The sequence below is a fragment of the Dehalogenimonas sp. THU2 genome, from assembly GCF_039749495.1.
Lineage (GTDB): Bacteria > Chloroflexota > Dehalococcoidia > Dehalococcoidales > Dehalococcoidaceae > Dehalogenimonas.
Window position 1 is genome coordinate 188,665 of sequence record NZ_JBDLLU010000001.1, and the last position, 14,522, is coordinate 203,186.

General features: G+C 57.7%; 15 protein-coding genes. 9 read left to right on the forward strand and 6 right to left on the reverse strand.

Going from position 1 to position 14,522, the window contains the following annotated elements; genetic code table 11:
• Positions 1-7 precede the first annotated feature (7 nt).
• The 4 genes from ABFB09_RS00965 to ABFB09_RS00980 all read left to right on the forward strand — a co-directional run bounded on the left by ABFB09_RS00965 (position 8) and on the right by ABFB09_RS00980 (position 2,145).
• On the forward strand, positions 8-529 hold the full coding sequence (locus tag ABFB09_RS00965) for a GNAT family N-acetyltransferase (RefSeq protein ID WP_346999213.1): 522 nt from the start codon (positions 8-10) through the stop codon (positions 527-529).
• An 83-nt stretch (positions 530-612) separates the two neighbouring features.
• Positions 613-1,107 carry a GNAT family N-acetyltransferase gene (locus ABFB09_RS00970; protein ID WP_346999214.1) on the forward strand — a complete coding sequence of 165 codons (495 nt, stop codon included), beginning with the start codon at positions 613-615 and terminating at the stop codon, positions 1,105-1,107.
• The gene (locus tag ABFB09_RS00975) at positions 1,100-1,837 is read left to right on the forward strand and encodes an AzlC family ABC transporter permease (RefSeq protein ID WP_346999216.1); all 738 of its coding nucleotides are present in this window, start codon (positions 1,100-1,102) and stop codon (positions 1,835-1,837) included. The genes ABFB09_RS00970 and ABFB09_RS00975 overlap by 8 nt, the downstream gene beginning before the upstream one ends.
• On the forward strand, positions 1,837-2,145 hold the full coding sequence (locus tag ABFB09_RS00980) for an AzlD domain-containing protein (RefSeq protein ID WP_346999218.1): 309 nt from the start codon (positions 1,837-1,839) through the stop codon (positions 2,143-2,145). Before ABFB09_RS00975 ends, ABFB09_RS00980 begins: the two co-directional genes overlap by 1 nt.
• 9 nt (positions 2,146-2,154) lie before the next feature.
• Here the strand turns inward: ABFB09_RS00980 and ABFB09_RS00985 are convergent, their stop codons facing one another.
• From ABFB09_RS00985 to ABFB09_RS01000, 4 genes are all read right to left on the reverse strand, one after another.
• Positions 2,155-2,700 (reverse strand): NUDIX hydrolase, encoded by a 546-nt coding sequence (locus ABFB09_RS00985; RefSeq protein ID WP_346999220.1) that lies wholly within the window; start codon positions 2,698-2,700, stop codon positions 2,155-2,157.
• Entirely contained in the window at positions 2,697-3,167 is a 471-nt protein-coding gene (locus tag ABFB09_RS00990; RefSeq protein ID WP_346999221.1) for an N-acetyltransferase, read from the reverse strand. The genes ABFB09_RS00985 and ABFB09_RS00990 overlap by 4 nt, the downstream gene beginning before the upstream one ends.
• The gene (locus ABFB09_RS00995) at positions 3,167-4,015 is read right to left on the reverse strand and encodes an NAD(+)/NADH kinase (RefSeq protein ID WP_346999222.1); all 849 of its coding nucleotides are present in this window, start codon (positions 4,013-4,015) and stop codon (positions 3,167-3,169) included. The genes ABFB09_RS00990 and ABFB09_RS00995 overlap by 1 nt, the downstream gene beginning before the upstream one ends.
• An 87-nt stretch (positions 4,016-4,102) precedes the next feature.
• Positions 4,103-4,429, reverse strand: a complete 327-nt coding sequence (locus ABFB09_RS01000) for a hypothetical protein (RefSeq protein ID WP_346999223.1) — start codon at positions 4,427-4,429, stop codon at positions 4,103-4,105.
• A gap of 191 nt (positions 4,430-4,620) precedes the next feature.
• On the opposite strand from ABFB09_RS01000, the gene ABFB09_RS01005 reads away from it, so the two are divergent.
• On the forward strand, positions 4,621-4,860 hold the full coding sequence (locus ABFB09_RS01005) for a hypothetical protein (protein ID WP_346999225.1): 240 nt from the start codon (positions 4,621-4,623) through the stop codon (positions 4,858-4,860).
• A 4-nt stretch (positions 4,861-4,864) separates the two neighbouring features.
• Here the strand turns inward: ABFB09_RS01005 and ABFB09_RS01010 are convergent, their stop codons facing one another.
• Together ABFB09_RS01010 and ABFB09_RS01015 are read right to left on the reverse strand one after the other, a co-directional pair.
• Entirely contained in the window at positions 4,865-7,177 is a 2,313-nt protein-coding gene (locus tag ABFB09_RS01010; RefSeq protein WP_346999226.1) for an ATP-binding protein, read from the reverse strand.
• A gap of 130 nt (positions 7,178-7,307) precedes the next feature.
• Complete coding sequence (locus ABFB09_RS01015) at positions 7,308-8,333, reverse strand: NrtA/SsuA/CpmA family ABC transporter substrate-binding protein (protein WP_346999228.1); 1,026 nt, start codon at positions 8,331-8,333, stop codon at positions 7,308-7,310.
• A gap of 257 nt (positions 8,334-8,590) precedes the next feature.
• Here ABFB09_RS01015 and ABFB09_RS01020 point away from each other — a divergent pair, with 257 nt between their 5' ends.
• The 4 genes from ABFB09_RS01020 to ABFB09_RS01035 all read left to right on the forward strand — a co-directional run.
• Positions 8,591-9,013, forward strand: a complete 423-nt coding sequence (locus ABFB09_RS01020; protein WP_346999230.1) for a MaoC family dehydratase N-terminal domain-containing protein — start codon at positions 8,591-8,593, stop codon at positions 9,011-9,013.
• Positions 9,006-9,443, forward strand: coding sequence for a MaoC/PaaZ C-terminal domain-containing protein (locus tag ABFB09_RS01025; protein WP_346999231.1), 438 nt, complete (start codon positions 9,006-9,008; stop codon positions 9,441-9,443). The genes ABFB09_RS01020 and ABFB09_RS01025 overlap by 8 nt, the downstream gene beginning before the upstream one ends.
• A 72-nt stretch (positions 9,444-9,515) precedes the next feature.
• Positions 9,516-10,367, forward strand: a complete 852-nt coding sequence (locus tag ABFB09_RS01030) for a DUF72 domain-containing protein (RefSeq protein ID WP_346999232.1) — start codon at positions 9,516-9,518, stop codon at positions 10,365-10,367.
• 38 nt (positions 10,368-10,405) lie between these two features.
• On the forward strand, positions 10,406-14,522 hold a 4,117-nt coding region (locus ABFB09_RS01035; RefSeq protein ID WP_346999233.1), incomplete at its 3' end, for an acyl-CoA dehydratase activase.

Consider the following 14,522-nt stretch of genomic DNA (forward strand, 5'->3'; position numbering starts at 1 on the left):
TTTCCACATGGTCTCCGATTCCATAACTTACGAAGAAGGCTTCCGCCCCGGCTACCTGGGCCGGATGGTCCAGATACTGGCGGAAGGTTATGAGAAAATCTGGCACTCCGGCACGGTCTTCGAAGTGTGCATGGCCCGTGAGATGTGCGATTTCCATGATATCTATACCACCGGTCGCGATGCCATTTTCACCGCTCATACCGATGGCACTCTCGTTGGCGGCCTGGCGGTACTGGGCGACCAGAAGGAACGTCCCGGCGCCAACCTGCGCTGGTTTATCGTCGAGGAGGAACATCGGCGAAAGGGCATCGGCCGGGAACTGCTGAGCCGCGCCATCGATTTCTGCCGCGAGCATGATTTCCAATCGATCCACCTGTGGATAGTTGAAGGGCTGGACGCCGCCCGCCGCCTGTACGAGAGTTCCGGGTTTGTAGAAATCGAGCGCGCCGTGGACCGCCGCTTCACCGTTGAACGGAAGAGCATCCTCATGGAGCTGGATTTGTCTCCCCCCTTTAAAAAGGGGGATTAACGAGTGAAATATCACTCCAACCTCCCTCTCCCTTGACGGGAGAGGGAATGAGGGTGAGGGTGAAATTCCCGGATTTGCGAACAATGAAACACATTGGCATAAACTATGTTGAGGGCTTCAAGCCCGGCTTCCTCGGCCGCATGATCCAGATGCAGGGTGAGTATTATGACGTCGTCTGGAGCATCCCTGAACTTAACTTAGAGGTGATGATGGCGCACCAGATGTGCGACTTCCACGATAAGTACGTTCCCGGCCGCGACCTGCTGCTGACGGCTCACACCGATGGCGTCATCGCCGGTTATATCGCCGTGGTGGGTTCCCAGGAAGATCGTCCCGGCGCCCGGTTGCGCTGGTTCCTGGTCGATGAAAAATACCATGGGCAGGGCAACGGCAGGGCGCTGCTCAAGCGCGCCATAGATTTCTGCCGTCAAAAGGGATTCAAAACGGTCTGGCTGTGGACCATGGAGCACCTGGAACGGGCGCGGGGCATTTATGAGGTGGCCGGATTCCGGTACATCGAGAACAGCACTATCGATATACCGGAGCATGGGCTGATCATGGAAATGACCCTTGAATAAAGACATCCGGGAAGGCATCAAAGCCGCTCTGCCTGTCGTCCTGGGCTACCTGCCGGTGGGTATGGCTTACGGCGTACTGGCGCGGGCGGCGGGGTTGTCCATCATTGAGACAGGGGCTATGAGCCTGATTGTCTTTGCCGGGGCGTCCCAGTTCATCGCGGTGGGATTGCTGGGCGCGGGTGCCGCCATTGTACCGGTCATTCTGACCACGTTCGTGGTCAACTCCCGTCATATGCTGATGAGTTCCGCCATCGCCCCTTATTTCAAGGGCCAGCCGCTCAGGAACCTTATCCCCATCTCCGCCCAGTTGACCGATGAGTCGTTCGCCATCGCCATGGCAGATACATCACGCATCACCGGGCGGCCGAGATACGTGATCGCCCTCCAGATGACCGCCTATTCCGCCTGGGTCGGTGGTCCCATCGCCGGTGCGCTTTTCGGCACACTGGTGGACAGCGCATCATACGGTATTCCCTTCGCCATGACAGCCCTGTTCATCTGTCTGCTGGTGCCCCAGTTACGGACCCGGGCGCACCTGGTAGTCGGTGCGGTGGCCGGAGTATTGGCGTTATCTTTTATCGAGATACTACCCAATAACCTGTATATCATCGTGGCGACGGCCGGAGCGGCGCTGACCGGGCTGTGGCTGACCGAAGCGCGGCGGGAATCTGCCAAAGCTCCGGAGGGAGCGCCCGCGGGATCCGTCACGGAAGCTGAGGTAGAGATCTGATGCGGTGGGAAATGCTCGTCCTGTTCTTGGGGATGGCTGCGGTCACCTTCCTGCCGCGGTTCCTGCCGATGGCCTACGTCAGCCGGTTGACGATACCGCCGCGGGTGAAAGTATTCCTGGATTACGTGCCGGTGGCCGTGTTGTCCGCCTTGGTCGTCCCGGCGGTCTTCGCCGCCGATGGGGGAGGGGTGGGCTTGGAGCCCCGGCTGCTGCTTTCGGCGGCGGCGGTGTTCCTTTTCTCATACAAGGTCAGAAACCTGTGGGGGGCGGTGGTGCTGGGGATGGCGGTGTATTGGGTGTTGGGATAGGTCTACAGTCTATCTCAGGTTCAAATAGAACAGCAGCCCGGCAATACTTTTACCGTCGCGGATGGTGCCTCCGGAGATCATCCGCGTAACTTCAGCGCGGGATGCCCGGACAAGGGTGATCTCGTCGGTATCTTCGGCTACCAGGCGAGCTGGTTTCAAGTCGGCGGCCAGGAAAACGTGCAAGACCTCGGTGGAGTAGCCGGGGGCGGAATAGAAGCTGGTCAGTCGTTCTACCCGCTCCGGGAAATAGCCTGTTTCTTCCTGCATTTCGCGGCGAACGGCGTCTTCCGGTGTTTCGCCGGCATCGATGCCGCCGGCGGGTATCTCTAAAAGTTCGGCGGCCGGGGCGTGGCGGTACTGTCGCACAAGGAGGAGGTCATCGTTTTCATCGACAGCGACCATGGCTACGGCATCCGGATACTCCACGACGTCACGCGTCCGCGTCGAGCCGTCGTGGAAGATGACGGTGTCCTGGCGGACGTTGATGACCTTGCTGGTATAAACGACACACCGTTCTACGGTTTCGCCGGGGGCGCCGGAGGTTTCAGTATTCATGCTGCGACAGCCACCGGGATCCTGAAGAGCATGGCGGACTCGTCGCAATCCGGGAACTTGGGGCAGCGGTAGCATTCGCCCCAGACCTTGTGCGGCAGTTCCTTCTTTTCCACCAGCTTGAAACCGCAGGTGCCGAAGAATTCCGGCTGGTAGGTCAGGCAGAAGACAGTGGTGATGCCCAGGGCGGTGGCTTCGTCTACACAGGCTCTCACCAGCGCCGTGCCCATTTTCCGTCGCCGATGCTCGACTTCCACTGCCAGGGACTTGACCTCGGCCAGGTCCGACCAACTGATATGCAGCGCGGCGCAGGCCACAACTTCAGCGCCTTCACGGATCACGAAGAAATCCCGGATATTCTCATATATCTCGGACAGCGGGCGGGCCAGCATCTGCCCTCGCTCCGCGAAGGAATTGACCAGTTTCTGTATCTGGATGACGTCTTTAATGGTGGCTTTTTCGATATTCATCAGGTGCGGCTGCCTTTCAATTTATGGTCGGTCTCGACGTAAAAAGAGTCCGGTTGACGCAGGCGTAGGAAATGCAGCCGGTGACGGCTGGTCCGGACATTGATCACGTCTCCCGTGGACAGCGACATGTTGATATGCCCGTCGATGCACATCGTCGCCTGGTGGTTGGTGCTTATTTTAAGTGAAATGGTTTTATCAGCCGGCGTCACCAGGGAATAGCTTCGGCCCAGGTGTGGCAGGATCGGCGTCAGCAGTATATCCGCGGACTGGGGATAGAGCACCGGCCCGCCCGCGGCGAAACTGTAGCCGGTGGAACCGGTGGCCGAAGCCACGATTACACCGTCGCCCTTGTAGGTGGCGTAATGGGCGCTGTCGATATGGCAGGCCACGCTTATGATGCGGGCGATGCCGCCTCGGGCGGCCACCACGTCGTTAACGGCAAAGAAGCTCTGGTCTGGCTGTTCCTTTTTATCGTGGGGCAGGAATTCGGCTTCCAGGACGGTGCGGTAGTCGCTCCAGCCATCACCGGCCAGCAGTTTGGGCAGGAGTTCCAGTGCCTCGGCGGCGGGCATCTCGGTCATGAAGCCCAGTTTGCCCAGGTTGACGCTGGTGATGGGGATATCCAGCGGCAGTACCGCTTGGGCCGCCCGCAGGATGGTGCCGTCGCCTCCGGTGGTCACGATGAGGTCGGTATCGGCCATCTGGCCCCGCAACCGTTCCCCGTCCCAGGCGGAACCCAGCCAGTGGCCGCAGCCGGCCTGGTCCAGGTAGGCGGCGATCTCCTTGGCAAGGTCGAGGGCCGCTTTGTTGAGCGGATGATAGATGAGGCCGATACGTTTGAAAATCATACGATAAATAATTTATAACTCAAGATTGGTGGTTCGGGAATGACGATAATGAGTGTAACACCCGCCTGTGGGGGTGTCAAAGCTGTTTTAACGGCGACGGGCGAGGATCATGAAGGCGATGCCGATGACGGCCACGATGACGCCGCCGACGAACAATGTGGTGAATCCCTGGGAGATCAGGTAGCCGATCACGGCCATGGTGGCGCCGGCCAGCAGCACCAGCACGCCCAGGAGCTGAAGCTGTGGGTACTTGACGGCAGGCTTTTTAACAGCCGCGCCGTTAGTCCGGCGCACCGGGCGGGCGGCTTCGTTTTGCTTCTTGACGTCCTGCGATACCTTCTTCATTCGGCTGGCGCCGATAAAGAGGATGATGATGAGGGCGACCATAAGGAGTTCACCGGGACCGATTTTCATACTATCTTAGCTTCACCTCAGCGTTAAAGTTAATGATAACACAAGGTCCGGAAAAAGGGTAGTGAACTAGATCCATTAAGACTGTACGTATATAGCAAACCGGATAAAAATGACCAAAGTAGGGTATTGAAATCCATGTTACACAGGACTAGAATCATCTGGTCCCCTGGTTCCAGACGAGGAGGTTGAAGATGGAACCCATGGTGGCCCCGGTGGTTGTGGATAGAATGTTCGAGACGAGTGAGCCAAGATTTGTCGATCCGGATACGAATCGCTGCTTTGTTATGGTGGTTTTGTGCCCCAACGACGGCGAACGCTCATATATTGAAACATACAAGAAATCCGGGCAATCACTCACAACGGTAACATTCAAATGCCCGGCGTGTGAACGTTGTTTTGAAGTCTCCCGGGAACACATCATGGTGATCTAGGTTTTTAGATCACTGCACTTCGTCCGGAATTTCCGTTGGCATCGCCGGTGAGCGGCAGCGTGAAGTAGAAGGTGGTACCTTGACCCGGCTCCGATTCCACCCAGATGCGGCCGCCGTGAGCCTCGGTCAGAATGCGGCAGACCCTGAGGCCAAGTCCGGTACCCTGGATAGCGCCCTTGACCTCCGCGCCCAACCGCTCGAACTTCTGGAATAGCTTGGCTTGATTCTCTGGGCTGATACCCAGTCCCTGATCGCTGACGCTCACCACCAGGTTGCCGTTTTGCTGTTCTGCCGTGACTTTCACCTCACCGCCCTTGGGGGAGTATTTGATGGCATTTTCCACCAGGTTATACAGGATGCGTTCCACCCGGAGCGGATCGGCGGGTACCTGCGGCAGACCGCCGGGGACATCGCATATCAACTGATGGATGTCCGACCGGTTCTTCAACTGCTGTAACACCTTTTCGCATAACTGGTCGATCTCAGTGGGTTCCTTATGAAGGTCCAGCCGGTCTGATTGCTGGCGCGACAGTTCCAGCAGGTTGTCCACGATGCCGGTGAGAATAGCGGAATGGTTGACGGCGTCCTTGAACAGCTCACGCCTGAGATCCTCGGACAAACCCTCCATGGCGGCGGTGGACAAAGCGCCGATGATCACCGTCAGTGGAGTTTTGAGCTCATGGGAGATCATGCCTATGAACTCGTCCTTCATCTGCTCGGTGCGTTTGCGCTCGGTAATATCCTGGCCGATGCCATAGAGCACCTGGTGCCCGCCGGTGTTAACCGGTGAAACGCTCAGCAGCAGGGTTTTGATCCTGCCGTGGACAAGGTAACTGGTCTCGACCGTCCGGTGATCGATAAACGGTGTGTGTTCCATTTTCTGGCGGTTTTCCAAACCAGGCGGGATAAAATCCCAGACATGCTTCTGCCGCAATTCCTCACGGCTGCATTCCAGATAATCCAGTGCCGACTGATTGGCATCGATATAATGTCCCTCGGCATCAGCCACCAGTACCGGGCTGGCCGATTGTTCGAACAAGGTGCGGTATTTGGATTCGCTCTCCTTTAAAGCCTCCTCGGCATGTTTACGTTCTGTAATATCGGTGAATACTGCGGCGAAGCGGTTTTTACCGGGTGAATAGGCATAGGTCTCATACCACCGGTTCAACGGCGCGGCATAATTTTCAAAGCGTACCGGCAACCCGGTCAAGGCCACTTTACCATACCGTTCGATCCACGAAAGTTCGATGGCCGGGATAACCTCACGAACCGTCCGTCCGGTTACGTGAGAAGCGCTCAGGCCGGTCAGGCGCTCGAAAGCGGTATTGACATCGAGGAAGCGGTAGTCATACGGCTTGCCAACTTTATCTAGGATGATCTCATGGAGGGCGAAACCCTCGTTCATGCTGCTGAACAGATTACGGTATTTTTCTTCGCTAAGCCTGATCGCCTCTTCGGCAGCCTTCCTGTCGGCGATCTCCTCTTTCAAACGCTGCGTGTTTTCCTGTAAGTGCTCGTTGGTAATCTTGAGTTCTTCCTCGACCTCGGCGCGCCGGATGACCTCTCTCTCCAGATCCGCTTTGGACGCGGTAACACCTTTCAGATCGACCGTCATCCGGTTGAAGGACTTGGCAAGGGCGCCTACCTCGTCGTCGTACATCGGCGGAATCACATAATCGAGGTTGCCGGAGCCAACGATGTTGACTCCGGACTGGATATACTCCAGGCATCGGAGGGTCCGGCGCTGGACAATGGCGTAGGTCGTGCCGAAATATCCGGCGATCAGGACCAAGATGGCTATAACGAGGAACAATTCCCTCTGCTGAACCTCGTCGATACGATCCTCGAATATTTCCGGCACGTGGGTGGCGTCGAAGACGATAGCCTGGGTCGGCACTTGGAGGCGGCTCCATGAGACCTGGGTGAAAGCGAGACGGGCGGCGGGATCGGTCAGCGGGTTGCTCTCGACGGTGGCGGCAATATCGGCAAAAACGGTTTGCAGGGCATTGCGGTTGGCATTCAGGTTTTCAGCCAGCTTGGTGAGTTCCGGTCCGCTTGTATCTAAAAGCTGGAGGTTCCCGGTCAGTTCAGCCAGCTTGGCCTCCCAGCGGATGCGCTGCTGAGGTTCCCGGTACAGCAGGTAGTCATTGACCAGGTAGCCCAGATCGGTCGCCCCTTGGACGACGCTGTGACCGATGAGTTCCTGCTGTTCCAGCCGGCTCACCTCACGGGCGGTGAACAGAAACGAGGCGGCGACGAACAGCAGCACCATGCTGAATAGTACCATGCTGAGGAAGAACTGAGTTCTGATCTTCATTCAATTATTGCTTTAACGGATAATTCTGACCGAGTTCGGTTTTTCTTTTTAATGCCGGAAGAAGAGCCTATTCCTGCCTCCAGCATGACGCTACTAATGTTATCGTGATCGGAGTTCGCATATAGCTGCCTCATCGTATCAAACTCACCGTGTCCGGCTTGACTGCCATCAGACCGTCCGGGTAAAGGTAATCCCTGATATTGGGTATCGTTGCCGCTTCGGTCAGGCCGTTCTCTATCAGCCACCGGGCCTGGTCTTCCATGGCCAGGACGAGTGACTGGTCCAGTCGGATCGTGAGACGATGCTCCGGCCAAATGTTATTGATAAAGCGGTCTTCATAGCCCAATATTGTCTGGACCATGGCCTTGCCCTGCTCCGGATTCCGGGAGAGGAAATCATGGGCCTCGACCAGCGCCTTGAGGAAACTTTCCACTAGTTTCGGATTGGCCGTAACCCAGGCGCCGGTGGAGATCAGGGCGCAGTACATGGACTGGCCGCTCTGCACCTGTAAGATAGAGGCTTTATCTCCGAGTTGGTCCTGCATGGCGATGATGTTGGGCTGCCAGGTGACGATGGCATCCACGTTCCCGCCGGTTATGGCGGCGACGGCGTCCGGGGCCTGGACATTGATGGTGGTGATCTGGTTGCGGGAGATGCCGTGCAGGTCAAGATAGCGGCCCAGGAAAAAGTCGGCGGAACTGCCCACCGGCACGCCGACCTTTTTCCCGGCTAGATCGGCGGCTGTCTCTATGCCATGGTCCTTACGGACGACCAGCTTCATGTGGGTGAACATATCGATGCTGCCCAGGGTGGTGATATCATCTCCATCGAAAGCAGCTCTGACCACAGCCAGTTCGGCGGCGGTCGCCACGTCCACCTCGCCCCGCAGCATGCCCGCCGCGGCGGCGGAACCGGACACATAGCTGTCGTCAAGGACAAGTTCGATGCCGTTGGTCTCGAAGAAGCCCTTGTCCCGGGCGATATAGATTAGGGAATTGACCGCGGTGGATTCCATGCCGACCCGGACCGGCTGGAGGGTTTCCGGGGATCGGCCGCCGGCGCAGCTTACGAGAGCGATGACCGGAACCAGCACGAAGCTGATGATCAGGTGGCGCATTATCCGGAGATTTGGTTCCTTAGAAGCGAGAGATGCCATGGCACCTCCTGGTTTTGGTCCCGAAGCTCTACTGTATTTTATCATATGGAACATTTGTTATGCATAAACATCGTGCGAATTATATTACATAATACAGAGCAGCGATCCGGCATTATACCGAGCCGAGGTAACCTGCGATGATTGAAATTCAATTTAAACATAACACGGTTTTCTGCGAACTCAAAAAGTTACGATCTTAAATGTTGGGGCATGGTCGTTGACACCGTGTCACAGCATCGGTTAATCTAGGGGCCATCATGGAACGAATATCCATTTTCGAACTGAAGGACAAAGCGGGTTACGAACTACCGCCTCTGGTCTTCGATATCGAAAAAGGCCTGATAAGGAAGTTCGCCGAAGCCGTCGGTGATGACAGCCCCAGGTGGCAGGCCGAGGCACCGCCTTCATTGATACCAGCGTTGGGGTTCGACAAGGTATATGAGTTGCTGGCGTCGTCGGAAGAGGTGGCGGTGCTACACGGCGCCACGGAGGTCGAGTTTCATCGCCCGGTCAGGCTGGGCGATACCGTGACCATGAGAGCGAAGATCGCCTCGGCTCGGGAACGGATCTCCGGCCGCCGGACCACCGTTTTCGTCAATTTCGACATAGCCTACACCAACCAGGACAATGAGCTGGTAGCCTCCTGCCGCCAGACGGCGCTGGTGACTAAAAATGACTGATACGATTAGATTTGATGACCTCGCCGTGGGAACCGAGATACCGTCGCTGGTGAAGAATCCGACGTCGCGGCAACTGGTGATGTACGCCGGGGCTTCCGGCGATTACAATCCCATCCATTACGACCGTGACGCCGCCGCGGCGCGCGGTTTGCCCGACATAGTAGTCCACGGGCAACTGGTCAGCGCCTGCCTGATGCAACTGCTGTCCGATTGGTTGGGTGACGCCGGCTCCATCAAGAGGTTCTCGGTCAGCTACAAGGCCATGACCTTCCCCGGTGAACCGTTCACCTGCCGGGGCACGGTCACCAAGGTGCCGGATACCGGCGATAAATTGGTGACTCTCAGCATCTGGGCAGAAAACCCTCGGGGTGAGAAGACCGTCTCTGGGACAGCAGTGGTTGAGTTTTTTCCAAGTGCGACTGCCGCCTGATCCAGTTAGTCAGTTTGTTTTCCGTCGCTCCAACAATCAGTGATAAAAGTCCTGAAAACCGGATTGAGAAGTGTGTCCCAACTTATCATGACCGTCAGCAGTATCTGTGTCGGTACCTCGGGTTGGAGCTATCCCAGCGGCGAGGGCACCTGGAACGGCTATTTTTACCCGCCGGGCACGAAAAACGAGCTTGGTTTCTATAGCCAGGTCTTCGATTGCGTCGAAATCAACAGCTCTTTCTACTCTCCGGTGAACCCCGCCAACGCCGAAAATTGGGTACGGAAGACGCCGGACTACTTCAAGTTCACCGCCAAGCTGTGGCAGAAATTCACCCATCCGAAGATGTTCGAAAGCGCTACCGGCGAGGTGGCCGCGATATCGCAAGATGATGTCGAACAATACCGCAAGGGCATCGAACCGTTATTCCGGGCGGGCAAGCTGGGGGCGGTGCTGGCGCAATTTCCTCCCGGTTTCGTGAACGACCGCTCCGGCAGACAGATTCTCGAAGCCGTACTGAACACTTTTGCCGATTATCCGCTGGCCGTCGAGCTCAGGCATAAAAGCTGGAGCGATGACCCGGATACGGCGGAACTGCTGACTCAGGCTGATGCCGCCTGGGTGCAGATCGATGAACCGCAATTCAGCTTCTCCATCGCCAGAGAATTACCTTCAACCTCAAGCATGGCCTACTTCCGTTTCCATGGCCGCAATACCGCCGACTGGTGGACGGGAAATAACGAGACCCGCTACCGTTACCTGTATTCCGGAACCGAGATCGATGAACTGGCCGTAAACGTAGCAGCCGCCGCCGAAAAAAGCACCACGATGTTCGCGTTCTTCAATAATCACTGGCAGGGCTACGCACCGCGGAATGCCGTAGACTTGAAAAAGGCCGTCCAAGCGAAACTGATGTTTGACGAGTAACTCCCCGGAAAAAATATCGGATCGGGCTGGGGGGGCGGTTGCCAATCACACCCATTTTCAAGCATAATGTCAGCAATATGGGCTATTATCTTGGATTAGACATCGGATCGGTCAACGTCAAACTCTGCCTTGTCGACGAAGAGGGGCGGGTCGTCAAACGTGATACCGAAAAAATAGCCTCCGACGCCCGTTCCGCGGCGAGCGCGCTGCTTGGCCGGCTGGAACAGATTGACAGCGTTATCGGCGCCAGCGCTTCCGGCTCAGGTAAGGGTATCATCCCCGAGGAATGGGGCTGGGGTGAGCATTCCAGTCCGCTGGCCGTGGCCTCGGGTGTGCTTCGCGACCATCCGGACGCAAGGACCATCATCCAGATCGGCGGTCAGAGTTCATTGGTCATCAGCCTGGAAGACGGTCTTGATAAGCCCTGGAAAGTAACTTCCAATCCCCTTTGTGCCGCCGGCACCGGCCGTTTCCTGGAGCAGCAGGCTTACCGGCTGGGCATCACCATGGACGAACTGGCACGGACGGCGCTGGCCCACGAGGGACCGGTACCCCGTATAGCCGCCCGTTGCAGCGTTTTCGCCAAGAGCGATCTCATCCACCTGCAGCAAAAAGGCGTCTCCCTGTCCGCCATGCTGTATGCCCTGTGCGAGAGCATCGCCCGGATGATCATCTCCTTGAAGAAAGAGCCCTTCGAAACGCCGATATACCTGGTTGGCGGCGTCGCCGCCAACGGCGCAGTTCTCCGGGCTTTGAACAATCTTCTGACAACTAAAATCGGACGTCCCGTTTCGGTAGCCGTACCTCAGGACTGCCTCCACACCGAAGCCCTGGGCGCGGCGCTCCTGTCCAGGGGACATCGCTCCGAGGTGAAACCCATCCCGGCCGTGCAGCAGCAGCAGCGCTATTTTGAGACCGAACCGCTTGTGCGCCATGCCACGCCGGCACCCGCGGAATTACAGCCGGTGGCCGGGGCATGCCGGGGTTACCTGGGGATCGACGTCGGTTCGACCAGCACCAAGGCCGTTATCCTGGATGAGGTTTCAAACACGATCATCGCCAAAACATACCTGATGACCGCCGGCCGTCCTGTCGAGGCCATCAAGCAGGTAATGGCCAATCTGTTGCAAAAGGGAGCCGGCAACGTCGATATCGCCGGTGTCGGCGTCACCGGTTCCGGCCGCTACCTGATCGGCGGATTTGTCGGCGCTGATATGATCAAAAACGAGATCACCGCCCAAACCCGTGCAGCCGCCGAATTGGACCCGGAAGCCGACATTATCGAGATCGGCGGGCAGGATTCCAAACTGGTGCTCAAGCGGAACGGCGTGGTCATCGACTGCCAGATGAACAAGGCCTGCGCGGCAGGCACCGGCAGCTTCATCGACGAACTGGCCGACATGCTGGGGGTCAAGGTCATAAACGGCGACTTCGCCAGGCTGGCCTTCACCGCACCTCACACCATCGACTTGGGCACCAGGTGCGCCGCCTTCATGAGCCAGTCCATCACCTCGGCCCAGCAGGATGGGGTATCGCTCCCGGTCATAACCGCCTCGCTGGCTAACGCTATCGCTAAAAACTACCTGTCCAAGGTAGTGGCGCATCGAAAACTGGGACAACGCATCATCCTGACTGGCGCCGTCTTTTACAATGAAGCGGTGGTCGCCGCGTTCCGGCAACAACTGCCGCGGCATCATCTCATGGTCGCCGAACACCGGGAGGTGAGCGGGGCGATGGGCGCGGCGTTACTGGCCAGGGATACCTCTAAAGGGGATGAAAAATCGGTTTTCAAGGGGTTCCAGGCCCTGGTCGAGAGCGAATGCAAACTCACCGCCTTCCCCTGTTATCATTGCGGCAATACCTGCACCATCACCCAGATGAAGCTGCCTTCAGGCGCCCTGAGCTTTTACGGCAGCCGATGCGACCGCTACGACGCCCAAACCGGGCAGGCCAGAATGACAACTGCCTTCGATGAACGGGAAAAGCTCCTATTCCAGGATTATGACGAAAACTCGGGTACCGGACCGATGGTAGGTATCCCCAGGGCGCTTCTGGTTCACGACCTGGCGCCGCAACTGATCGGATTCCTGAGGGCGCTCGATGCCCGGATACGGTTGTCCCCCAAGACGACCACCAAGATCATCGAACAATCCATCGAACTGGCCTATACCGACAGTTGTTTCCCCGTAAAGCTGCTGCACGGTCACGTGGCGGCTTTGAAGGACAAAACGGATTTCATCCTTTTCCCCAGCGCCATCAGGCTCGGCATCAAGGAAGGCGATGAAAACCAGAAGTATGCCTGCCCCCTGGTTCAGGCATCGCCCTATATCGTGCGCGAAGTACTCGGTCTCGCGGGCAAACTCCTGTCGCCGGTGCTCGATCTAAGCTTGGGCAACGCTGAAGTGATCGACAATCTGACGAAGACCGGCATCACCCTGGGGGCCAGTCCCAAGAAGGCCAGGCAGGCCGCGCTGGCCGGCGTCGCCGCTCAGGCGCGGTTCGAAATGGCCCGGGCGGAACTCGGCGCGCGGGTACTGGCGGATCTGAAAGTAAGCGGCAAACAGGGCGTCGTCCTGTTGACCCGGTCCTACATGTCCGGCGACACGGGCGCCAATCTCGGCATCGCCGAAAAACTGGCTCAGCTGGGTGTCGTGCCCATACCGATCGATTTCCTGCCTCTGGAATCGATCGACGTCAGCGCCTATTCCGACCGGCCGTACTGGTCTTACGAAGGCAAATTCATCGCCGCCTCGGTTCTTATCGCCCGTGATCCCAATCTATACGGGCTGATGCTGACCAACTTCGGATGCGGCCCGAATTCGTTCATCCTGCCGATTCTCGAGGACATCATGGGCTGCAAGCCCATGGGTCAACTGGAGCTGGACGAACATGCCGCCGAGGCTGGTATCGTCACTCGGCTGGAAGCCTTTGTGGATACGATCAAGGGTTATGCCGGGGAGACCCAGCAGGAAGTGCAGCCGGCCGGCATCCGTCGCCGGACCATACCGCTCGACCGTACGACAAAGACCATGCTGATCCCATACATGGCTCCCTTTCTCAAGGTTCTTTCAGGTGTCATCGAGGCCAGCGGCGTCAAGGTCCAGGTATTGCCCGAAACCGACGAACGTAGCCTGGACTATGCCAACCAGCTTACCGCAGGTACAGAATGCCTGCCCTACAGGCTGACGCTGGGGGACTTCCTGAGATTCTGCCATGACCACGGAGATGAAGTGCCAAACTCCGAGTTCATGATGGCCAGCGCCTACGGCCCCTGCCGCTTTGGCAAGTATGCGCTGGAACAGGGTGTAAAGCTCAAACAGGCCGGTTTCGATATACCGGTCCGCTCCACGACTTCCAATAAGGCTTACCACGATATGAACCTGGGCGGGGATTTTCCGCGGCGGGCGGTCAGCGGCATCTTTGCCGCCGACTCGCTGGAAAAATTGCTGTGGCGGAATCGCCCGTACGAAAAAGAAACCGGGGCGGCGGACGCCCTGTTCGATCATTATCTTCAACGCTTTATCGAAGGCGCGCGTCGTAAAGAAGACCTTACCGCCATTCTCCGGAGAGCCGCCCACGAATTTGAATCGATCATCGATCCGGCCCTGCCCCGGAAACCCCTGGTCGGCATCAACGGCGAGATCTACCTGCGGGCCAACCGATTCGCCAACAACGACCTGGTACGGAATTGCGAAGCCGTCGGGTTGGAGGTTTCGGTCTCCCCGATGGGTGAGTGGTTCGAATACATCTTCTACCGTAGCCACGAGGACAATATCAGGTTCCGGCGTTTCCACAAGCTCCTCCAGAGTTATTTCAGGTACCGGTTCGTCGCCGGGGAGAACAAGCGCCATTTCAACGCCATCGATAGCGGCGCGGACGGGTTTCACGCCGAATCCATCGAGGATATCCTGGCGAAATCCGAAAAGTACCTCTCCCCCAGGTGCGGCAGCGAGGCAGTGGTCTCTCTCGGCGCCGGCATCAACTGGCTGGAGAACGAATCTTTCGCCGGTGTCATCTCGGTCATGCCTCACGGCTGCATGCCGGGCGGCATCGTGGCGGCCATGGCCGACAACTTCGGGACGCTGTTCCAGAAACCCTGGATATCACTGACCTACGACGGCATACTTGAAAGCAACAACCGGACCCGGATCAACA